Source organism: Paraburkholderia sp. J67 (assembly GCF_905220265.1).
Taxonomy (GTDB): domain Bacteria; phylum Pseudomonadota; class Gammaproteobacteria; order Burkholderiales; family Burkholderiaceae; genus Paraburkholderia.
Genome location: NZ_CAJMZK010000001.1, coordinates 772,999 through 795,467, shown reverse-complemented (window position 1 = coordinate 795,467; position 22,469 = coordinate 772,999). Strand labels below are relative to the sequence as shown.

Below are 22,469 nucleotides of genomic sequence, written 5' to 3'. Positions count from 1 at the left end.
TTTCAAGTCTTGCTGCCGTACCGCGTGCTCAGATCCAGCCGAGCCAGCGCCACCAGGTTGCGGCGAACAGCAGCAGCATCAGATAGCCGATCACGGTCAGCACGATGCCGACGCGCGCGAACTGCTTCGCGGTGAACGTTTCGGTCGCGAGGCACACCATGTTCTGCGGTGCGTTGATCGGCAGGATGAAGCCGAAACTCACGGTGTAACCGAGCAGCATCGCCACGCCCAGCCGGTTGAAGTCGCCCGACATCGATTGCAGCACCGCGATCAGGATCGGCAACATGGCCGAGGTGAGCGCGGTGGCGCTCGCAAAACCCAGGTGGATGACCACGAGAAACGCCGCGAGGATCGCAAACGCCATGAACGGCCCGGCGGTGTCGAGCCCGGTGTGATGCGCGACGAGCTCGCCGAGCCACTGGCCCGCCTTGGTCGTCAAGAGCGCCGTGCCGAGACTGATGCCCACGCCGAACACGATCACCGTGCCCCACGGAATGCGGTTTTGCACCGTCTTCCAGTCCATCACGCCAAAGCGCGGCAGGAGCAGCAGCACGAGCCCCACGTAAGTGACCGAGGTGGTGTCGAACGAATGCAGCTTGCCTTCGGTAGCCCAGAAGCACAGCAACCCGATGGAGACGCCCAGCAGGCGTTTTTGCGGCCCGGTCATGGGGCCGAGTTCGCGCAGCGAGGCTTCGACGGCTTCCTTGCCGCCCGCGATGGCATCGGCTTCGGGCGGCAGCATCTTGAGCACCAGCACGAAGAGGATCGCCGACATCACGAGCGCCCACGGCGCGCCCGCGATCAGCCAGTCGAGCCAGGTGACGCGCGCGCCCAGCATCTTGTCCATGAAGCCCACGGTCAGCAGATTCTGCGCGGCGGCGGTCTGGATGCCCACGTTCCAGATACTGGTGGCTTCCGCCACGACGATCATGATGCCGGCCGCGATGTTCGAGCGCTTCTCCACCCCGAAGGCCGAGATCACGCCGACCATGATCGGCACCACGCAGGCGCTGCGCGCCGTGGCGCTCGGCACCACGAGCGAGAGCACGATGGTTACGGCAATCGCGCCGAGCAGGATGCGCCGCGTGGTGGTGCCGATCAGCGAGAGCGTGACGAGCGCGATGCGCTTGTCGAGCCCGGTGACGGTCATCGCCGCGGAGATGAAGAGTGCGCCCGCCACCAGCGCGAGCGCGGAGTTCGAGAAGCCCGCGAGCGCCATGGTGATGGCTTTGGAGGTGCCGTAGAGCTGCGTGGGATCGTCGATGGTGGGCGCGGTGCCCACGAGAAAGGCCATCAGCGAGGTGATGATGATGGCGCTCGCTTCGTACGAGACCGCCTCGGTGAGCCACACGACCACGGCGAACGCGAGGATCGCCAGCATGCGCTGACCGGCCACGGGCAGGCTCGCGGGCAGCGGCAGCAGCAACACGACGACAAGGGCGATCACACCCGCGATCAGACCAAGCGGAATGCCCGGCTTTTTCTGCGCCTGTACGGCGCTTGCCTCAGGTTTCGCTGCGTTCATACGAGGCGCTCCAAGGGGATCGGCACGTCGGGCATCGTCCCATAACGGAAACGGTCGTGCGTTGTAGGTGCGCTGTAATGGTGCGGCGGGGAACGCGAACGGCGGGGAGGGGGCGCAGAGAGCGGGGGGAGGGTGACGAGACCGGCGCGATGCCGGTCCGTACTGCTGGTTGCTGGCTAGTTCGATCGACCGCGTAAATCGACCGTGTGAATCAACTACGCGATTCGATCTTGCCAGACGACTGCGAACTTACTGGCTGGCGCCCTTGGCTGCGGCTTTCTTCTCCGCATCCTGAAGGTTCTGCGGGTAGTTCGGATCGTTGTTTGCCGGCTTGTAGCCCGCATCTTCCAGCTTCTTCAGCTCGGCGTTGTTCTTGGCGCGAGCGGCCTTGCGTTCGGCCTTGCGTTGCGCTTTGGCCTGCTTCTTCGCGGCGGCCTTCTGCTCCTTGGTGAGCGGAGCCGAAGCCGCAGCGGCCGGTGCCATTGCTGCGGGCGCGCTAGCGTCCTGGGCGAAGGCGGGCGCGGTGGCGCCGAGCAGGAATGCGGCGGTGGCCGCGGCGAGAGTCAGCTTGCTGGTGATGGAACGCATTGAAACCCCTCTTGCTTGGTTGGTTTGTGCTGCTGGATTCGAGGTGGGTGCTGCTAACGAGAAGCGGCGCGACAAACGCCGCGCCCCGGGGCTCAATGTATACGATCCTTGCAAAACGCGGTAGCAAGTGCCGACCCTGGCTTGATGGCCTTGATTTCAGCGGCTCGCCGTGATGCGCTCGACGATTTGCGCGCGTTGCGCGAGCGTCGCCGCGTTGAGGGCGCGCACGCGCTCCACCACGGCGGCCGGCGCGCGCTCCGGACTGCCTGCGTCGAAGGGCGGTGCGGGTGCATATTCGAGTTCGAGTTGCAGCGCCTGCGCGGCCTCGGCGCCAATCAGTTCCGCGGCGAGCGTGAGCGCGAAGTCGATGCCGGCAGTGATGCCGCCGCCGGTGATCAGCGTGCCGTCGCGCACGACGCGCTCTCTAACGGGGATCGCGCCGAACGGTTCGAGCAGCGAGTGGAAGGCCCAGTGCGTGGTGGCGCGGCGACCGCGCAGCAGACCCGCCGCGCCCAGCACGAGCGAGCCGGTGCACACGGAGGTGATGTAGCGCGCGTTGTGCGCCTGGCGTCGCACGAAGGCGAGCGTCGCCTCGTCTTCCATCAGCGCGGCCACGCCGCTGCCACCCGGCACGCAGAGCACATCGAGCGGCGGACAATCGTCGAACACGGTATCGGGTGTGAGCAGCATGCCGGTTGCCGACATGAGCGGCACGCGCGTCTTCCAGACGAGCCGCACGGCGGTGTCCGGCATCGAGGCGAGCACGTCGTAGGGGCCGCAGAGGTCGAGCGGCTGAACTTGAGGGAAAAGCAGAAAGCCGATCTGAAGCGTCATGGAAATAGCCCTGAAGTCACGATGAGAGGAGGGGCGAACCGCGTGGCGAGGCAGCCCGCTTATCTTCACTTTACGCAGCCCAAGGTGCGCGCAAGCGCCAAAAAGCGCGCAAAAGCTGCCAGCGCCGTGCGCGTTTGTGCCAGCATTTGTGCCAGCATCTTGCGAAACATCCCTACGAAAAAACCGTCACTCCCAACATGGATCTTCATGTCACCGTGTCCGGCCGGCGCGATCTCGCCGGCCAGATCTACCGGCAATTGCGCGAACGCATCGTCGAGGGGCGGCTCGCGGGCGGCACGCGGCTGCCGTCCACGCGCGACCTCGCGGATCAACTCGGCGTCTCGCGCAAGACCACGCTCGACGTGTTCGAGCGGCTGCTCGCCGAAGGCTATCTGGTCGCGCGGCGCGGCTCCGGCACCTTCGTCGCCGGGACATTGGAGAGCCTGCCCGCACGCGCGCCGGGACATCCCAACGCGCAGATACGCGCAGCCGAGGCTGGCACTCGCGCAGCGTCGCGCGCGCCCGACGATGGCGATGCGCACGCGGTGCACGGTGCGCCTGCTCAGCCGTGGTGGCAGACACAGCCCGAAGCGCTCCCGATGCCGCGCCCCGATCCGCGTCTTGCCTGCGATTTCGCGGGCGGCGTGACCGACAAAACACGCTTTCCCTTCGACGTGTGGCGCCGCTGCATCAACGACGCCTTGCGCGTTCAGGCGCGTGGCCAGGGTGCGTATCGCGATCCGGCGGGCGAAGAGAAGTTGCGTCTCGCCGTGTCGCGCTATCTCGCGTTCAACCGTGCCGTGGCGAGCAACTGGGACGACGTGATCGTCACGCAGGGCGCGCAGCAGGCGCTCGCCCTGCTCGCGCGCGTGACGCTGCGCCCGGGAGACACGATCGCCGTCGAAGACCCAGGCTATCCGCCCGCGCGCGAAGCGTTCGCCGCGCTCGGCGCGAAGGTCGTGCCGGTGCCCGTCGACGACGACGGCCTGGTGGTCGCAAAGCTGCCGAAGGCGGCGCGCGTGGTCTACGTGACACCATCGCACCAGTTTCCGCTCGGCATGCCGATGAGTCTCGCGCGGCGTGTGGCGCTGCTCGAATGGGCCGAGGCGCATGGCGCGCTCGTGATCGAAGACGACTACGACTGCGAGTACCGCTTCGAAGGGCGTTCGCTCGAACCGCTCAAGAGCCTCGATAACGCCGGTCGGGTGGCCTACGTCGGCACGTTTTCGAAGACCATCTTCCCCGAACTGCGGGTGGGCTACATGGTGCCGCCCGGCGCGCTGAAGGGAGCGCTCATGCGCGCGCGCCAGAGCGCCGACTGCCACGGCTGCGTGCTCACGCAGACCGCGCTCGCCGATTTCATGCTCAACGGCCACTTCGCGCGCCACCTGCGACGCATGCACCAGACCTATGCGGCGCGTCGCGAGCGCCTGCTCGCGCATCTGCATGGACCGCTTGCCGCATGGCTCGAACCGGTGATGCCGAACACGGCGGGCCTGCATCTGGCCGCGCGTCTCGTCGCGGATGCGGACGAATCCGCGCTGCTCGCGGCGGCGCGCGCGGCGTCGGTCGGCTTGCATGCGCTCGCGCCGTTTTATCTGAAAGCGCCGCTGCAACAAGGCTTTCTGTTTGGCTACGGCGCGGTCGAAGTCGAACAGATCGACGCGGCGCTGACGTCGCTCGCCGCCCATCTCAAGATGGCGTGAAGCGAGTGCTGAACTCCACGATCGAAGCCATGAAAGATACCGTTACAGCGATCGAGGCTCGGTCGAACGCCCGTCGCGCAGCGTGCGCGAACGCGAAAAACACCATACGTGTGGCGTTTTCGCAGCATCGTTGCCGCGTCGCGCAGGTGTGGGCGATGCGTTCACGGTTCGCGTTCGACCACGTTTACCCCTGTAAACAGGTGTCGAAATGCGTTCGAGAGGGGGCCTCGGACAAAAAATTTGCATCGACGATGCAAAAGAATGACGCAAAACGCTTGCACGCTTGTAGAATCCGCCGATGAAGCATTTGCATCCCGCTGTGCTTCGTCGCTTCACTGACCAACACTGGTAGGAGAAACATGCCGACTTCCGCAAAGAAAGTGGCTGCCAAAAAGGCTGCTGCCCCGGCCAAGAAGGTTGCCGCAAAGAAAGCAGCGCCCGCCAAGACGGCCGCAGCCAAGACCCCCGCAGCTAAGAAGGTCGCCGTGAAGGCGTCCGGCGCTCCGTCGCCGATCAAGGACACCTTCACGAAGGCCTCGCTGGCAGCTCACGTCGCTGAGCGCGCAGGTGTCGAGCCGAAGGCAACGAAGGCTGTGCTCGCCGCACTGGAAGACACGATCCTGGGTTCGGTCCACAAGAAGGGCGCTGGCGAATTCACGCTGTCGGGCCTTCTGAAGATCGTCGTTCAGGCTGTGCCGGCGAAGAAGAAGCGCTTCGGCAAGGACCCGTTCACGGGTGCAGAGCGCTGGTTCCCGGCCAAGCCGGCTAGCGTTCGCGTCAAGGCACGCGCGCTGAAGAAGCTGAAGGACGCAGCAGCAGGCTAAATGCCTCGCGCCGTGGCCGTCAGGCCGCGGCATGCGTTAGTACCCAAGGAATCCCCGTTGGCGGTTGCGCCCACGGGGATTTTTATTTGTCCGCAAATAAACGGCTAGTCCCATGCCTTGGCATCCATGTCTGGGTGTTATAGATTGAATCACTGTAATATCGGGCAATAAATAAGGAATATTTAACGAATTTGATCTTCGTTTTACCTTGTTTTCAAGGCGTTTTATGAAAAAACATGTGCCCGTGTTATGACTGAATCTGAACTCAGTATTCGCCAGGTCGAAGCGTTTCGCGCCTTGATGCAATGGCGCACGGTTACGCGTGCGGCGCAGGCACTCGGCGTATCGCAACCGGCCGTCAGCCGTCTGCTCGGCGACTTCGAATCGAATGTGGGCTTCGCGCTGTTCGAGCGCAGGCAAGGGCGTTTGTGGCCGACAGGGCAGGCACATGCGCTGCATGCGGAAGTCGAGCGTGCGTTCAGCGGATTCGATCGTGTCGTGCAGGCCGCCGCGCAGATTCGCGAGCAACGGCGTGGCGCGATTTGCGTGGCGGCCGCGCCGGAGTTCGCAGCCGATTTTCTGCCGCGCGTCGCGGCGGCATTCGCGCATGAGCATCAGGGCGTGGACGTGACGCTGCTCACGCTCGACCCATTGCAGGCTCTGGAGCGCGTGGCCGCCCAGCGTTGCGATCTCGCCATCGTGAACGACGTTGTGGCACCGCGAGGCGTGCGGCTCGAACGCCTCGGGCAATGGCCGATGCGCGGCATCGTGCCGCGCGGCCACCGTCTCGCGCGCAAGCGCACCTTGAGCGCGGTGGATTGCGAGGGGGAGGCGTTCGTTTCGTTTGCGGCAGGCACGCCAGCCCGGTTACGTATTGACCGGCTGTTTGCGGAGTGTGGCGTGAGGCGCGCCGCTGGCGTCGAGACGGATCTCGCGCAGGCGGTCGTGACGCTGGTGGAGGCGGGCATGGGGATCGCGCTGATCGATCCGATTACGGCCGCCGTTGCAGGAGCGCGCGTGGCCGTGAAGCGTTTCGAGCCGGCGCTGGCGGTGCCTGTGAACGCTGTACGGAACGCGCAGCAGGCCGTGACGCCGCTGGCGGATGCGTTCGTTCAGCATGCGGCGGCCGCGCTTGCGCGGCTCAAATGATCGGGCGGAAAGCGCGTCCGGATCTTTCGCACTGAGGCACGCGGGCAATAAAAAACCAGCCTGGGCTCGCGCCGAAGGCTGGTTTCTGGATACAGCGTGTGATTTTTAGCGGCGAGGTCTCGTCGCGTGGCCGGGCTTGCGCCCGGCTCATACCGCCGATTAGAACTTGTGGCGGATGCCCAGGCTGACGATTTCCTGCGAGCTCGATGCCGAGTTGTAGCCGTACGAACCGATCGATGCGCCGGCGGTCACGCCCGGCTCGCCCGGCTGCGTGCCGTTGGCGTGCTGGTAAGCCGCCACAGCGTACAGGTCGGTGCGCTTCGACAGGTTGTAGTCCGCGCCCAGCGAAACCTGGTGGTACGTAGCCGACGTGTCGCCCGCAGCGTGCGTGTAGATGTAGCCGAGGCCCAGCAGCAGTGCCGGATTCAGCTGATAGCCGAGGAAGCCGCCAGCGACGTTGAAGCGCTCGGTCGACTGGAATGCCGAGTAGCCGTCCGGCTTGAACTGCACGTTGCTGTAACGGATGCCGAACGTGAACGGACCTGCGACGTACTGCGTTGCGATCGAAGCAATGCCGACCGACTTCGCCGAAGCCAGCGAGTTGGTGATCTGGCTGCCGTCGTAGAACACGTTGTCCGACGTCGCGCCCGACGCCCAACCGCCGTTCGATGCTGCCAGGCGGTCTGCCGGGTTCGACGAGTTGTCCATGCGGAAGTAGCCAGCAGCGGCGTTGAACGAGCCGATGCCGTACGTTGCAGCCGCACCCCAGCTTTGACCCGAACCGGTCGCGCCAGCAACCCCGCCCAGTGCGTACATGCCTTCGAACTGGAAGCCGTCCAGAACCGGCGAGACGTACTTGATTGCGCTGTTCGTACGCGAGCTGTTGTCGTTGTTGTCGACGTCACCCGGCGTAGCGAACTGGCTACCGAAGTAGTTGTCGCCCGTCAGCGGCTGAACCATGTCGACCAGCGGGTCGTATTGGCGGCCCAGCGTGACCGTACCGAATTGATCTTGCGTCAGACCGACGTATGCCTGACGGCCGAAGATCATCGTGCTGGCGTTAAATGCCGAGAACTTGCCCGTGTTGACGTTGAAGCCGCTTTCCAACTGGAAAATCGCCTTCAGGCCGCCGCCCAGGTCTTCCGTGCCCTTGAGGCCCCAACGGCTGCCCGACAGGTTGCCGCCGACCAGGCCGATCTGGTTCTTGTTGGCGCCGTTGGCGTCCATCTGGTTGTGCGTCCACTGGATCGATTCATCGATCACGCCATACAAGGTGACGCTGCTCTGTGCATGTGCCACGCCGGTCGCGGCCAGCAGTGCCAGCGAGAGGGTCGAGAGTGCGACTCGTTTCATCCAGAATTCTCCACGCAGATGTTTGATTTAATTGTTGCTGTTGCGGAAAGGAGAATAACGCAGGGGTGCAAATGTCTAGAACCGAAAAAAATTCAGTGTCGCGAAAAGCTGACACCGAGGTCTAAGGCCTTGATATACGGGAGATTAGGCGATTCTTTCGTTTCTCGAAATATTGGATTGTTGACTCTGCATTATTGTCGATTTCGCTACAAGTAGCGAAACGTGCAACCTCATGAAAAGGCATTTACGGGTAAACATGGCGCAACCAGGGGTGTGCCCTGGTTGCGCCATGAAAGTGGGTGAGATGCGCCGTGCAAACGGCCGCAGAGAAAGGAAAGCGCCGTGCGCGGCGTTTAAGGCTTGCGGCGTGGCTTGTTGTGGCGACGGCTGGTGGTGGCGGTCACGGCGAGCGCGGCGCTGGCGACGAGCAGCACCGAACTCCACGGATGCCGCTTGAGATAGCGGTCGGCGGCGGCCACGGTGCGACCCGCCTGGACGAGCGTGAGCGCGGCGGCATAGGTGGCGCTGTCTTCGATGCGCACGACGGAGCGGCGAATCTGAAGGCCACCCGCACCGCTCCGCGCGAATGCGCCGCCCATTGCACGCGCCTGACCGATGGCGCGCAACGGCGCGTGAGCGTCGTCCGCGGCCCCATTGGCGCTGGCCGCGACGGCTGCCGCATAGGGGGGCGGTGTGCTGCTATTCAGGCCGCTGTCCGTTTCAGCGGCGTTTCCGATCGGAATGGCGTGCGCTTTCTGTGCGCCAGCGGCGGCTTCGCGCAGCGGCGCGATGGTCGAAGCGGCCAGCACCGAGGCCAGCTTGGCGCGGCTGCCCGGCGGCGTTTCCTCAAGGAAACCCCACGCGCCGCGCGGATCGTGCAGGCGCCCGCGCGCAGCCGAAAACTCCGCGCCCAGCAGCAGCACCGCCGCCGAGAAGTACAGCCACATCAGCAGCACCGCAAGCGAGCCTGCCGCGCCGAACGCCGTCGCCATCCCCGCATGCGCCAGATAGAGCGCGAACAGCTTCTTGCCGACCGAGAACAGCACGGCGGCGACGATCCCGCCGACCATCGCGTCGCGCCATTGCACCAGCGCATCGGGCAAAAAGCGCAGCAATGCGGCAAAAGCGACCGCGAGCACCAGCAAGCCGGTGAAGAACTGCACGATGTTGCCGATAAACAGATAGGTGGAGTCGCCCAGCAGCCACTGGCCGACGAAGGTGATGGCGGCGTCCAGCACGAGCGAAACGATCAGTAGAAAGGCGACGCCGAGCACGAGTCCGAACGAGATCAGCCGCACCCGCACCAGCGCGATCACCGACGAGGTGCGCGGGCCGTCCGGCGGCCACACCATATTGAGTGCGGAATTGAGCGACGAGAACGTTGCGGACGCCCCGACCACCAGCAGCACGAGCGAGATGAGGGCGGCGAGGCTGCCCGCGCCACCCGCGCGGTGGGCGTTCTGTACGATCGTGGTGATGCCGGCGGCGGCGTCGTTGCCGAGCACGTTATGCACCTGACGAAACAGCTGGCCGCGCGCGGCGTCGGCGCCGAAGAACCAGCCCGCCACCGCGATCACCATCACCAGCGTGGGCGCGAGCGAAAACGCCGAATAAAACGCAATGCTCGCGGCCAGCGACGGGCAGCGGTCGGAGATGAATTGCCGGCATGCGCCGACCACCCAGGAAGCTTCCTTGCGTGCGGCCGATTCGAGCCGCTGGGATGAGATCGTTGCCATAGTTGTGCGTCCCGCGTTCAGGCTGGTTCGGGAGAAGATGCGGCCAATGTGCGGCCAATGCGTGTGGCCAATGCGGCACTGCACCTTTCATTCGACTATAGCAATCCGGATACCCGGCTGCGCGCAGCGCGCCGCCGCGCAACTCGCGCGATCCGTCTCTCAAAACGTCTTATACTGAAACGACCCACAACCCGAAAAGCCGAGGACGCACCATGCTGCAAATGTCCCGGCGTCAGTTCCTCAAGGTCACGGCTACGTCGCTGGCGGGATCCAGCCTCGCGTTGATGGGCTTCGCGCCCGACAATGCGCTTGCCGAAGTCCGACAATACAAACTGGCGCGCACCACTGAAACCCGCAATACCTGTCCGTACTGCTCGGTCGGTTGCGGGATCCTCATGTACGGTCTCGGCGACGGCGCGAAGAATGCCACCGCGAGCATCATCCACATCGAGGGCGATCCCGATCACCCCGTCAATCGCGGTACGCTCTGTCCGAAGGGCGCGAGCCTGATCGATTTCATTCATAGTCCGAACCGGTTGAAGTATCCCGAGTACCGCGCGGCGGGTTCGAACGAGTGGAAACGCATTTCGTGGGACGAGGCGCTCGACCGCATCGCGAAGCTGCTCAAGGAAGACCGCGACGCGAATTTCGTCGATAAGACCGCCGACGGCAAGACGGTCAACCGCTGGCTGACCACCGGCATGCTGGCCGCCTCGGCGGGCAGCAACGAAGTCGGTTATCTCACACATAAAGTGGCCCGTTCGTGGGGCATGCTCGCATTCGATAACCAGGCGCGTGTCTGACACGGCCCGACGGTGGCAGGTCTTGCCCCGACGTTTGGCCGTGGTGCGATGACGAACCATTGGGTCGACATTCGCAATGCGGACGTGATTCTGGTGATGGGCGGCAATGCGGCCGAGGCGCATCCGTGCGGCTTCAAGTGGGTCACGGAGGCGAAGGCGCACCGCAAGGCGCGGCTCATCGTGGTGGATCCGCGCTTCACGCGCACGGCGTCGGTCGCGGACTTCTACGCGCCGATCCGCACCGGCACGGACATCGCGTTCCTGGGCGCCGTGATCAACTGGCTGCTCACCAACGACAAGATCCAGCACGAGTACGTGAAGAACTACACGGACTTCTCGTTCATCGTGCGCGACGACTACGCGTTCAACGACGGCATCTATTCGGGCTACGACGCGCAGAAGCATGCGTATCCCGACAAATCGTCGTGGAACTATGAGATCGGCGACGACGGTTTCGTGAAGACCGACGCCACGTTGCAGGATCCGCGTTGCGTGTATCAACTGCTCAAGCAGCACTATTCGCGCTATACGCCCGAGATGGTGGAGAAGGTCTGCGGCACGCCGAAGGATAAATTCCTCAAGGTGTGCGAAATGCTTGCGAGCACGGCGGTGCCGGGCCGCGCGGGCACGATCCTCTATGCGCTGGGCTGGACGCATCATTCGATTGGCGCGCAGATGATCCGCACGGGTGCGATGGTGCAACTGCTGCTCGGCAATATCGGCATCGCGGGTGGCGGCATGAACGCGCTGCGCGGCCACTCGAACATCCAGGGGCTCACCGACCTTGGCCTCATGTCGAACCTGTTGCCGGGCTACATGACGCTGCCGACCGAAAGCGAACAGGATTACGGCGATTACATCAAGAAGCGCGCGCCGCAACCCTTGAGGCCCAACCAGTTGAGCTACTGGCAGCACTACGGCGCATTCTTCGTGAGTTTCATGAAGTCATGGTGGGGCGCTAACGCCACGCAGGAGAACAACTGGGGCTACGACTGGCTTCCCAAGCTCGACAAGCCCTACGATCTCTTGCAAACCATCGAGCTGATGAATCAAGGCAAGATGACGGGCTATATCTGCCAGGGCTTCAACGTGATCGCTTCCGCGCCGGACAAGGCGAAAACGGTCTCGGCGCTGAGCAAGCTCAAGTGGCTCGCCATCATGGACCCGCTCGCCACCGAAACCTCGGAGTTCTGGAAAAAGTACGGCGACTATAACGATGTCGATACTGCTTCGATCCAGACCGAGGTATTCCGCCTGCCGACTACCTGCTTCGCAGAGGAAAACGGCTCGCTGGTGAGTTCGAGCCGCGTGTTGCAGTGGCACTGGCAGGGCGCGGAGCCGCCGTTCGAGGCGAGGAGCGACCTGGAGATCATGTCCGGATTGTTCCTGCGTATTCGCGCGGCGTACCAGAAGGATGGCGGCAAGGTGCCCGATCCCATCCTCAAGCTGGACTGGCCGTACTCGAATCCTGAAAGCCCGACGCCCGAAGAAATCGCCAAGGAATACAACGGCAAGGCGCTCGCCGATCAGACCGACCCGAAAGACGCGACCAAGGTGCTGGTGAAGAAGGGCGAGCAGTTGGCGGGATTTGCGCAGTTGAAGGACGACGGCACCACATCGAGCGGTTGCTGGATCTTCTGCGGCGCATGGACCCAGGCGGGCAACCAGATGGGGCGGCGCGACAACTCGGACCCCACCGGCATCGGCCAGACGCTGAACTGGGCGTGGGCCTGGCCGGTGAATCGCCGCGTGCTCTACAACCGTGCGTCGTGCGATACCGCGGGCAAGCCCTTCGATCCCACCCGCAAGCTGATTGGCTGGAACGGCGCGGCTTGGACCGGCGCGGACGTGCCCGACTACAAGGTCGACGAAGCACCCGATCTGGGCATGGGGCCGTTCATCATGAACCCCGAGGGCGTAGCGCGTTTCTTCGCCCGTGACGGCATGAACGAAGGGCCATTTCCTGAGCATTACGAACCATTCGAAAATCCGCTCGGCTACAACCCGTTCCATCCGAACAATGCGCAGGCCACGTCCAACCCGGCCGCGCGCGTATTCCCGGACGACCGCAAGACCTTTGGCACCGCGCAGAATTTTCCGCACGTGGCCACCACTTATCGCCTCACGGAGCACTTCCACTTCTGGACCAAGCACGCGCGCCTGAACTCCATCATCCAGCCGCAGCAGTTCGTCGAAATCGGCGAAGAACTGGCGAATGAAGTGGGCGTGGTCGATGGCGGACGCGTGAAGGTGTCGAGCAATCGCGGCTACCTGATTGCCGTCGCCGTGGTCACCAAGCGCATCAAGGCGCTCACGATCGAGGGCAAGAAGGTGCATACGGTGGGCGTGCCGCTGCATTGGGGCTTCACGGGACTGACGAAACCCGGCTATCTGACGAATACGCTCACGCCGCCCGTTGGCGATGGCAATTCGCAGACGCCCGAGTTCAAGTCCTTCCTCGTGAAAGTGGAAAAGGCATAAGGGGGCAACATGGCATTTCAGTCGCTAGACATCAAACGCCTGTCCGCCACCACGACGCCACCGCCAGGCGTGCGCGAGCCGGTGACGGGCACGGTCGCGAAGCTCATCGACGTGACCAAGTGCATCGGTTGCAAGGCGTGTCAGACCGCGTGCATGGAATGGAACGACCTGCGCGACGAGGTGGGCATCAATACGGGTGTGTATGACAACCCGCGCGATCTCACCGAGCACTCGTGGACCGTGATGCGTTACACGGAATACGAGAATCCGGATGGCAACCTCGAATGGCTGATCCGCAAGGACGGCTGCATGCATTGCGAGGACCCAGGCTGCCTCAAGGCCTGTCCCTCGCCGGGTGCGATCGTGCAGTACACGAACGGCATCGTGGATTTTCACGAGGAAAACTGCATTGGCTGCGGCTATTGCATTACGGGCTGCCCGTTCAATATTCCGCGGCTGTCGAAGACGGAGCATCGCGTTTATAAATGCACGCTCTGTTCCGATCGCGTGGGCGTGGGGCAGGAGCCCGCCTGCGTGAAGACGTGCCCGACGGGCGCGATTGTGTTCGGCACCAAGGAAGACATGAAAGTGCATGCGGCCGAACGCATCGTCGACCTGAAGGAGCGTGGCTTCGAAAATGCGGGGCTGTACGATCCGCCGGGCGTGGGCGGCACGCATGTGATGTACGTGCTGCATCACGCGGATAAACCCTCGCTCTATCACGGCCTGCCCGACAATCCGCGCATCAGCCCGTTCGTGCGTCTCTGGAAAGGCGTAGCCAAGCCGCTCGCGCTCGCGGGCATCGCGCTCGCGGCGGTGGCTGGCTTCTTCCATTACACGCGGATCGGCCCGAACGAAACCCATGCCGAAGACGAACAAGCCGCGCTCGACGAGGCCCGGCGTATTCGTGGCGAACGAGGTGGTGATTTCCCCGAGGAGCGCAATGATGAGCGACCATGAACCGCGCCTGATCCAGCGCTATACGGCGAACGAGCGCAGCAATCACTGGATCACGGCCATCACCTTCGTATTGCTCGCGCTCTCCGGGCTGGCGATGTTTCATCCGGCCATGTTCTGGCTTTCAGCGCTGTTCGGCGGCGGACAGTGGACGCGCATCCTGCATCCGTTCATCGGCATCGTGATGTTCGTCTCGTTCATGATTCTCGCGCTGCGTTTCTGGCATCACAACTATCTCGACAAAGCCGACGTGCAATGGCTCAAACAGATGGATGACGTGCTGCACAATCGCGAAGATAAACTGCCCGAGATCGGCAAATACAATGCGGGACAGAAGCTGTTATTCTTTACGCTGGTGGTTTGCCTCGTGCTGCTGCTGGTGAGCGGCATCGTGATCTGGCGGCGCTATTTCTCGTTCTATTTTCCGATCACGATCATCCGTATTGCCGCGCTCGTGCATGCGGCTGCGGCCTTTGTGCTGATCGTGAGCATCGTCGTGCATATCTACGCGGCGATCTGGGTGAAGGGCTCGATAGGCGCAATGACGCGCGGCTACGTCACCTGGGGCTGGGCGCGCAAGCATCATCCGCGCTGGTTCCGCGAGAGCATCAAGTAGCGCGTCTCATACGGCGCGCTGCTGGCAGGCCGCCTCGCCCGCGAGGGCGCGGCGGCTTTTTGTTGGCTGGACGGAGACGATACGCCGTGACGCAACGCATACTCGAACCGGAACAGATCCAGACGCAGGACCCCTCCGCGATTCCGCGCATCCGCCTGCCCGAACGCGCGACGCTGTTCAAGGAGCGCGCCGCGCGTCTGCGCAAGCTCGCTGACCGCAATCCGATCGGCGGCTACATGCGCCTCATGGCCGTGCTCGTGGACGCGCAGCAGCAAGCGCTCGACCACCTCGCCGCGCAGATGCCCTCAGCCGACGCGATCGCCAACGCGCAGCGCCATTCCATGCCGATCCTGCCGGCGCTTGGCGGCGAGCGCGATCCGCAATGGCGTGCGGTGCTGCGTCGCCTCGCCGACCGTGTGGAAGCGGCAGGCGCTGTCACGCCCGCGCTCGCGAAAGTGCTCGACGACTTGCGCGCGATGAGCGACGCACAACTCGATGCCCAAGCCGACGCATTGCTCGCACAACGTCACACGGAAGTCGCGCCCGCAACCGCGCCTTTCATCATGGCCGCGCTGCAGACGGTGTGGACCGATCTCGCGAGCCGACTCGACGTGCGGGAGGTGCCCTACGTGGACGCCCCGGGCGTGTGCCCCGTGTGCGGCCTGCCGCCGGTCGCGAGCATCGTGCGCGTGGGTGGTGCGCAGCAGGGCTACCGCTACACGCAATGCAGTCTGTGCGGCACGGAACATCATGTCGTGCGGGTCAAATGCACGAATTGCGATTCGACCAAGGGCATCGCCTATCACGGCATCGACGGCGGCAATCCGGCCTTGAAGGCCGAATCGTGCGACGAATGCCATACCTATCGCAAGATCGGCTATCAGGACAAAGACCTCGAATTCGAGCCGCTTGCCGACGATCTCGCCAGCCTCACGCTCGATCTGCTGATGGGCGAAGCGGGTTACCGACGCGCGAGCGCGAATCCGCTGCTGTATCCCGAAGCACCGGCCGAGCAATGAGGCGAGCCCGATGAGCGAAATGGTGGAGCAAAAGACCGCGCCGGCACTCGATGCGCGTGCACTCAATACGTTGCTTGCACAGATGCCAGCGGTGGAGCGCGTGATTGCCTCATCCGAAGCGCAACCGCTGATCGCGCTATATGGGCGCACGCAGGTGCTCGCGGCGATACGTGCAACGCTAGACGGATGGCGGCGCGAGGTGCAGGCAGGAACGCTCGTTCCGTCTGCCGAGGCGCAGCAGACGTTTTCAATCGAGCGCGTATTGAACGATGCCGATCGCACGCTTAAGGCGCGCGCACAAGGCAAGCTGCGCGCCGTGTTCAATCTCACCGGTACGGTGCTGCATACGAATCTGGGCCGCGCGCTGCTGCCCGACGAATCTGTGCGCGCCGTTGTACAGGCGCTCACGCAGCCCGCGAACCTCGAATTCGATCTCGCTACCGGCAAGCGCGGCGATCGCGACGACCTGATCGACGAACTGATCTGCGAGCTGACTGGCGCCGAAGCCGCGACCGTCGTGAACAACAATGCGGCGGCGGTATTGCTTTCGCTTTCCGCACTGGCGATACGCAAGGAAGTGATTGTCTCGCGCGGGGAACTGGTGGAGATTGGCGGCGCGTTCCGCATTCCTGACATCATGAGCCGCGCGGGCGCGCGTTTGCGCGAGATTGGCACGACCAATCGAACCCATCTCAAGGACTACGAAGCGGCGATCAACGCGCGAACCGCGCTGCTGATGAAAGTCCATTGCAGCAACTACGCGATCAGCGGTTTCACGAAGAGCGTCGAACTGGACGAACTCGCACCGCTAGCGCGCAGTCACGGATTGCCCGTGGCCGTGGATCTCGGAAGCGGCACGCTGACCGATCTCACACAATGGGGCCTGCCCGCGGAACCCACCGTGCGCGCGACAGTGGAAGCGGGCGCGGACCTCGTGACCTTCAGCGGCGACAAACTGCTGGGCGGCCCGCAAGCGGGGCTGATCGTCGGCCGCAAGGATCTGATCGCAAAGATCAAGAAGCATCCGCTCAAGCGTGCCTTGCGTGTGGGTAAGCTCACGCTCGCTGCGCTGGAACCGGTGCTAAGACTCTACCAGGCGCCCGAATTCTTGCGCGAGCGCCTGACCACGCTGCGCCTGCTCACACGACCCGCCACCGACATGCACGAAGCCGCGATGCGCGCGCTACCCGCATGGCAGCGCGCACTGGGCGAGAGCTACGAAGCCAGCGTCGAACCGATGTTCAGCCAGATCGGCAGCGGCGCATTGCCCGTCGATGTACTGCCGAGCAGTGGATTGGTCGTGCGACATCGCGGCAAGGGCGGAAGCGGCCGCGCGTTGCTCAAACTCGAGCGCGCTTTGCGCGCATTGCCACGCCCCGTGATCGGCCGCATCGCCGACGACGCCTTGCGCCTCGACCTGCGCTGCCTCGAAAGCGCCGACGAAGCCGCCTTCATCGCGCAGCTCGCGGAGCTGCGCCTGTGATCGTCGGAACGGCCGGGCATATCGATCACGGCAAAACCACGCTTGTACGCGCGCTGACGGGCGTGGACACGGATCGGCTCAAGGAAGAAAAAGCGCGCGGCATCTCGATCGAACTCGGCTACGCCTACACGCCGCTCGCGAATGGCGACGTGCTTGGTTTTATCGACGTGCCCGGCCATGAAAAGCTCATCCATACGATGGCCGCGGGCGCTTGCGGGATCGATTTCGCACTGCTCGTAATCGCCGCCGACGATGGCGTGATGCCGCAAACGCGTGAACATCTGGCGATCCTGCAAATGCTCGGCGTGCAGCAAGGTGCGATCGCGCTCACCAAAGCGGATCGCGTGGACGCTGCGCGGCTCGCGCAGGTGCGTGGGGAAATCGCCAGTTGGCTCGCGTCGACATCGCTTGCCAATGCGCCGATCTTCGAAACGAACGCGACGGCAACGGACGATGCGGGCGTCGCGCAGCTTGGTGCGTGGCTGCGTGAGTGCGCGATGCATGAACAGACGCGCCGCGACGATGGCTTGTTCCGCCTCGCCGTGGACCGTGTGTTCACGTTGACGGGGCAGGGCACCATCGTGACCGGCACCGTGTTCGCGGGCCACGTGCAGACCGGCGACACGCTGCTTCTCGCCCCCGCCGGCTTGCCCGTGCGCGTGCGCAGCATCCACGCGCAGAATCGCGCGGCGCAAACGGGGTACGCGGGACAACGTTGCGCCCTCAACTTGACCGGCATCGATAAGGATCGCATTGCACGCGGCGACTGGATCGTCGATGCGCGGCTCGCGCAACCGGCCACGCGGCTTGATGTCGAACTGCAACTGTTTGCCGATGCGGATCTCACGCTACAGCACTGGTCGCCGCTGCATGTGCATCTGGGGACCACGCATCGTGTGGCGAACGTCGCATTGCTCGACGGCGAAACGATGGCGGCGGGCGAGCGCTCGCGCGTGCAACTCGTGTTCGATGCGCCGCTGCATGCGATGCCCGGGGATCGCTTCATCGTGCGCAACGCGCAGGCGAGCCGGACCGTGGGCGGCGGACGCGTGCTGGATCCCTTTGGCCCCGCGCGTCGCCGGCGCACGCCCGAACGGCGCGCGTGGCTCGATGCGCTGCATGCATGGCTGGACGAACGGCGCGTCGATGCACTGATTGCGCAGGCGCCGCGAGGCCTGGAGCGCAGCGCGCTCACGCAGTTGACCGGCTACGATGCGACGACGCTGGCGCTGCCAGACGACGCTATCGTCATCGCGCCACAGGGCCGCGCCGACGATGCCATCGTGCTGGGTCGCGAGCATTGGACGCGTCTGGCCGCGCGTATTGTCGACGTGCTCGGCGAATTTCATGCGCGCGTGCCAGACGAGCAGGGGCCCGACGCCGCACGTTTGCGGCGCATGGCGGCGCCGCTCGCGAGCGATACGGTCTGGCGCGTGGCTGTCGATGCACTGGTCGAGGAAGGACGCATCGCGCGCAGCGGGCCATGGCTGCATCTGCCGTCGCATGCGGTCTCGCTCGATGCAGAGGAAGAGGCCCTGGCGGCGCGGCTGATGCCGTTGATCGCGCAAGGACGTTACGATCCGCCGTGGGTTCGCGATCTGGCTCGCGAGGTCCAGCAACCGGAGGAGAGGGTGCGAGCGTTGCTGCGCAAGCTCGCGCGCCTTGGGCAGCTGTATCAGATCGTGCGCGATCTGTTTTACGACCGCGAAGTCGTGCATGAACTGGCGCGTCTGATTGCGCGGACCGCTCAATTGCAAGGCTCGGGTGTGGGCGCGGCGGCGTTTCGCGATGCATCAGGGCTAGGCCGCAAGCGCGCGATCCAGATTCTGGAGTTCTTCGATCGCGTTGGATATACTCGGTTTCAGCGCGATCTGCATCTAGTAAGGCCCGATAGCCGGATGCGCGAGTGGCTTTAGTTTTTTGCAGTAGTGCTTGTTATATTCTCGCTTCGCAAAGGAAGGCAATCGCATCCGGTGGTGCGGCTGGACTTCAAATCCAGTTAGGGACGTCAGCCGTTCCTGGGACAGTTCGACTCTGTCTGCCTTCCGCCAAAAGGCTTTCGCGGATTCTCCATATAGCAGTGTATAGGTAATCATAAAACTTCCGTTTGGAAGGCTTATGGTTAACGAATTCCCTTCCGCCGTTACAATTTGTTTCACATCACTGCCTGCGCGGTGTGAAGTCCGTTTGCAGAAGTTCAAAAGGCTCGCAGCCAAGAGCAAGTGCAAGTTTGCACAGGCTCTCTATTGAAATGTTCCTTTGCTCGCGCTCGATACTCCCCAAGTAGTTTCGATGTACGCCTGCAAGCTCCGCCATCTCATCCTGGCTTAGAGCCCGCCTAGCTCTCGCGGCACGGATGTTCTCCGCCACTATCGCTCGCATCCGCATCTCAAGCGCGCCGAGCGCATCGTCATCGTTCGGATTCATATTGACAACCGGGAAAAGTTAAATTAGTTTACATTTTGAACACGTTAGTGTTCTAAGTGAATTCAATATGATTCATTGAGAATACAGACAAAGTAAGTGTACCTGTTACTCGAAGCTGGGGCGACCGGCAATTGGAATGTTGCTACTGACCATTGCGTGGAGGTCGTGTACGGCACCGGACGTCACTCGCGTGATTCAGGGCATTGCTAACTTGGAGAGGTTCGATGGATCAGTTCGACGCAACGAAGATGTTCGATCTCTTTGACAAGTTTGATCTGCCTGCTAGAGCCCGGCAATTGATCGTAGAGGGATTCAATCGCCCTGCGCGATGGACTGAACCAACGCCGGTCAAGGCTCCAGCGGGTCTGTGCTGTCCCAAGATGGGCATTGTTATCAACACGGCAGACGCTCTCGAGAAAAAGGCCGCGTTCTCGTATCTGTTCGATAAAAATGTGATGGGTTATCTCGATAGCCCGTTTCAACTGCACGTCGAATACCGTGGGAAAAGCGACAAGAAAGTTCAGCAAAATTTTGCACAGGGTTTCCTGGTGATTACACCTGTGGGATTTTTTTGGGACGAGTGGATGTCGTTTGGTCGTCAAATCGCGTCATGCAAATCGAATCCATATAAATTCACTAGAGACGGAGATGTGGTGCGCTGCCCACCGAGGGAGGAAGCTGCGCAAGCACTGGGTATTAAGTATCGATTGCGTTCGGAGCGGGATTTAAACGAGGTGTCAATCCGGAACTTCGAATACCTTAGATCCTATCTCGTCGACGAGGTCGTTGTTCCGCCTTGGTTTCGCTCCGAGTTGCGCGAGTACTTTGAGCTTAACGGATACTCCACGCTTCATGAGCTTCGTGAAGCTTTCCCGTCGCGGTCAAAGGATGATTTCTATGCCGCGATAGCGGACGGCATCATTACGACGGACTTATCAATGGAGTTTGTCCGGGAAGAGCATACTTTTCTTGTGTTCAGTGATCAGGCGACGCTCGAATCCTACCAACTTGCTCGCCCCCTCGCTTTCGCTTCGCCTCGTCGTGACTGGAGTGAGTGGCGATTCCGAACAGGACAAAAACTCTATCTGTCAGGGAATCCTTTCACAATCATCAGCGCGGGAAGTCTCGAGCTTACGCTTCAAGCTGCCGACGGCGTGGACTGTGTCCGCCTAAAGACCAGACAGGTACTGAACGATTTGCGCGCTGGGACAATTCTCTTGGCAGACGAGCAAACGGAAGAGGCAGATCCGCTGTACCTCGAATCAGAATGGCGCTACGCAAGCGAAAAAGAAAGGGAAAACGCTCTGAGAAAAATCGAACTGCTGGAGCGTTGGGAGGCCGGCGAGAGAACGAAGGAAGTACAAGAATATAGCGATCGAAGCTATAGAACATGGAGAAAGATAAAGGCTGATTCGCAGATAAACGGCACTGATCTTGTTGCTGATTTCTTGCCGAAGTGGTCTCTTAAAGGGAATCGATCTGTTCGAATCGATCTCCGTGTACAAAAAGCAATGGAAGATATCATCAAGAAAAACTACGACAAGGTGATCGGTAGGGGAAAGTGGTCGGTTTTCGGTGACCTCTGCAGGGAGTTGGAGAAAGAGGGGCTTTCTGTTTCGAAGCAGACGTTCTTAAAATTCATTGTAAAAACAAGAAGCTTTGAGCGCGACGTAAGGCGAGAGGGGAGAAAGGCAGCATATCAAACGAAGCCATTTTATTGGACGCTGGACAGAGAAACACCTGTGCATGGCGACTTTCCCATGCAGATGGCGCACATTGATCACACACCACTTGAAGTCAAGGTCATCTCGTCGGACATGGGAGTCCCACTGGCGCAGCCGATTCTCACCTTGATTATGTGTGCATTCAGTAGACGCGTCCTTGGGTTCTATCTTTCATTGATCAGTGCGCGATACATTAGCTGTTTGGCAGCTGTTCTCGACATGATCAAGCGCTATGGAAAGGTGCCTGTCGGTTTGATATTTGACGGCGGTTCAGAATTCGGAGGGTTGGACTTCGGAAACATGTGCCGGCACCTGAGAATTGATCAACAATCCCGTCCCGCATCTGCATGCCGCTATGGTTCGATCTTAGAGCGTGGATTTGAGGTTCTTCAAGATGATTTGATTCATCAGCTTATCGGTAATACTAAAATATATGAAAGCTATAGACAGATAACACCGGAAAACGATCCAAAAAAGACTGCGAGATTTACCCTTCCACAGCTTCACGCAGCGCTCGAAGAGTATTTTTTTGAGATATATGACACAAGGTCACACGGTACGTTGCTGACGTCGCCGCGAGCGAAATTCGAATTGGAACTGGATCGGACCGGAAAGCGGTTGCACAGGACCCGGACGATTGATAGCTGCATCCCCATGGCGTTTCCGTCCGTGCGAGGCCAAACGCGAACGATTGATTGTCAGCGTGGTATCAGGACAAACTACGGATGCTACCGAAATCCGAGACTTGAGCATCCCCAGTTTCACGGCTTAAAGGTGCCCGTCCGGTACCACCCCGTCAATCCAAAAATTGTTTATGCGTTTGTGAAAAACGAGTGGTTCCCGATGCATTTCATGGGTCAGCATTTCGATCTGGTTGATTCTGGTTTTAAGAATATCGTTGGTCTGGAAGAGCGACTCGCTCTGCAGTTGCCTCATCGGAGTTCGAGGCATCAGTCGAATATGGAGGCGTCTGCTTTGATCGAAAAATTCAATGAATCAGCGGTTTCGGAGTTCGATGAAATGAATGTCGACGCTTTGCAAGAACATAACGAGCCATCGTACTCTGAGGAAGGCCGCGTCTCAGAGAAGGAGGGGGTGAGGTCAATTGAAGACGAAATGGCGATGCTGGCCCAAGGCGGATTTCTCGGGACACGGCACGAGCAATAAGTAGAAGTCGCGGAGATATACGTATTTATAGTATTTTTTAATTAGTATTACTTTAAAAATTAAAATGGAGATAAAAA

The 22,469-nt window shown here is 61.8% G+C and carries 17 protein-coding genes and 1 tRNA gene; 11 read left to right on the top strand and 7 right to left on the bottom strand.

Translation table 11 applies throughout. The features are described 5' to 3' along the window. Positions 1 to 28 precede the first annotated feature (28 nt). From U5782_RS03335 to U5782_RS03320, 4 genes are all read right to left on the bottom strand, one after another. Complete coding sequence (locus tag U5782_RS03335; protein ID WP_322042375.1) at positions 29 to 1,525, bottom strand: DASS family sodium-coupled anion symporter; 1,497 nt, start codon at positions 1,523 to 1,525, stop codon at positions 29 to 31. A 249-nt stretch (positions 1,526 to 1,774) separates the two neighbouring features. Then, positions 1,775 to 2,113 carry a DUF4148 domain-containing protein gene (locus tag U5782_RS03330; RefSeq protein WP_322042374.1) on the bottom strand — a complete coding sequence of 113 codons (339 nt, stop codon included), beginning with the start codon at positions 2,111 to 2,113 and terminating at the stop codon, positions 1,775 to 1,777. Between the two features lie 156 nt (positions 2,114 to 2,269). Next, positions 2,270 to 2,947, bottom strand: a complete 678-nt coding sequence (locus U5782_RS03325; RefSeq protein WP_322042373.1) for a DJ-1/PfpI family protein — start codon at positions 2,945 to 2,947, stop codon at positions 2,270 to 2,272. 65 nt (positions 2,948 to 3,012) lie between these two features. Beyond that, positions 3,013 to 3,156, bottom strand: coding sequence for a hypothetical protein (locus U5782_RS03320; RefSeq protein WP_322042372.1), 144 nt, complete (start codon positions 3,154 to 3,156; stop codon positions 3,013 to 3,015). Between U5782_RS03320 and U5782_RS03315 the strand changes: the two genes are divergently transcribed. The 3 genes from U5782_RS03315 (at position 3,145) to U5782_RS03305 (ending at position 6,626) form a co-directional block, all read left to right on the top strand. Then, complete coding sequence (locus U5782_RS03315; protein WP_322042371.1) at positions 3,145 to 4,653, top strand: PLP-dependent aminotransferase family protein; 1,509 nt, start codon at positions 3,145 to 3,147, stop codon at positions 4,651 to 4,653. The two genes, U5782_RS03320 and U5782_RS03315, sit on opposite strands and share 12 nt — an antisense overlap. Positions 4,654 to 5,012: 359 nt before the next feature. Beyond that, positions 5,013 to 5,477, top strand: coding sequence for an HU family DNA-binding protein (locus U5782_RS03310; protein WP_103704679.1), 465 nt, complete (start codon positions 5,013 to 5,015; stop codon positions 5,475 to 5,477). A 249-nt stretch (positions 5,478 to 5,726) separates the two neighbouring features. Continuing rightward, on the top strand, positions 5,727 to 6,626 hold the full coding sequence (locus tag U5782_RS03305) for a LysR substrate-binding domain-containing protein (protein ID WP_322042370.1): 900 nt from the start codon (positions 5,727 to 5,729) through the stop codon (positions 6,624 to 6,626). Positions 6,627 to 6,785: 159 nt separating this feature from the next. On the opposite strand, the gene U5782_RS03300 is transcribed toward U5782_RS03305, so the two are convergent. Together U5782_RS03300 and U5782_RS03295 are read right to left on the bottom strand one after the other, a co-directional pair. Continuing rightward, positions 6,786 to 7,979, bottom strand: a complete 1,194-nt coding sequence (locus U5782_RS03300; protein ID WP_322042369.1) for a porin — start codon at positions 7,977 to 7,979, stop codon at positions 6,786 to 6,788. A gap of 353 nt (positions 7,980 to 8,332) precedes the next feature. Next, entirely contained in the window at positions 8,333 to 9,715 is a 1,383-nt protein-coding gene (locus U5782_RS03295) for a YihY/virulence factor BrkB family protein (protein ID WP_322042368.1), read from the bottom strand. A gap of 212 nt (positions 9,716 to 9,927) precedes the next feature. Between U5782_RS03295 and fdnG the strand changes: the two genes are divergently transcribed. The 7 genes from fdnG (at position 9,928) to U5782_RS03260 (ending at position 19,125) form a co-directional block, all read left to right on the top strand. After that, positions 9,928 to 12,999 (top strand): formate dehydrogenase-N subunit alpha, encoded by a 3,072-nt coding sequence (gene fdnG, locus U5782_RS03290; RefSeq protein ID WP_322042367.1) that lies wholly within the window; start codon positions 9,928 to 9,930, stop codon positions 12,997 to 12,999. Between the two features lie 9 nt (positions 13,000 to 13,008). Continuing rightward, positions 13,009 to 13,959, top strand: a complete 951-nt coding sequence (gene fdxH, locus U5782_RS03285; protein ID WP_322042366.1) for a formate dehydrogenase subunit beta — start codon at positions 13,009 to 13,011, stop codon at positions 13,957 to 13,959. After that, on the top strand, positions 13,946 to 14,572 hold the full coding sequence (locus U5782_RS03280) for a formate dehydrogenase subunit gamma (protein WP_322042365.1): 627 nt from the start codon (positions 13,946 to 13,948) through the stop codon (positions 14,570 to 14,572). Before fdxH ends, U5782_RS03280 begins: the two co-directional genes overlap by 14 nt. Before the next feature lie 86 nt (positions 14,573 to 14,658). After that, complete coding sequence (gene fdhE, locus U5782_RS03275; RefSeq protein WP_322042364.1) at positions 14,659 to 15,591, top strand: formate dehydrogenase accessory protein FdhE; 933 nt, start codon at positions 14,659 to 14,661, stop codon at positions 15,589 to 15,591. Positions 15,592 to 15,601: 10 nt separating this feature from the next. Next, on the top strand, positions 15,602 to 17,074 hold the full coding sequence (selA, locus tag U5782_RS03270; RefSeq protein ID WP_415914230.1) for an L-seryl-tRNA(Sec) selenium transferase: 1,473 nt from the start codon (positions 15,602 to 15,604) through the stop codon (positions 17,072 to 17,074). After that, on the top strand, positions 17,071 to 18,990 hold the full coding sequence (gene selB, locus U5782_RS03265; RefSeq protein WP_322042363.1) for a selenocysteine-specific translation elongation factor: 1,920 nt from the start codon (positions 17,071 to 17,073) through the stop codon (positions 18,988 to 18,990). The genes selA and selB overlap by 4 nt, the downstream gene beginning before the upstream one ends. 39 nt (positions 18,991 to 19,029) lie before the next feature. Next, a tRNA-Sec gene (locus U5782_RS03260) sits at positions 19,030 to 19,125 on the top strand. A gap of 109 nt (positions 19,126 to 19,234) precedes the next feature. Here the strand turns inward: U5782_RS03260 and U5782_RS03255 are convergent. Further along, complete coding sequence (locus tag U5782_RS03255) at positions 19,235 to 19,501, bottom strand: helix-turn-helix transcriptional regulator (RefSeq protein WP_321887218.1); 267 nt, start codon at positions 19,499 to 19,501, stop codon at positions 19,235 to 19,237. Between the two features lie 224 nt (positions 19,502 to 19,725). Between U5782_RS03255 and U5782_RS03250 the strand changes: the two genes are divergently transcribed. Further along, on the top strand, positions 19,726 to 22,392 hold the full coding sequence (locus U5782_RS03250) for a transposase family protein (RefSeq protein ID WP_322042362.1): 2,667 nt from the start codon (positions 19,726 to 19,728) through the stop codon (positions 22,390 to 22,392). Positions 22,393 to 22,469 lie beyond the last annotated feature (77 nt).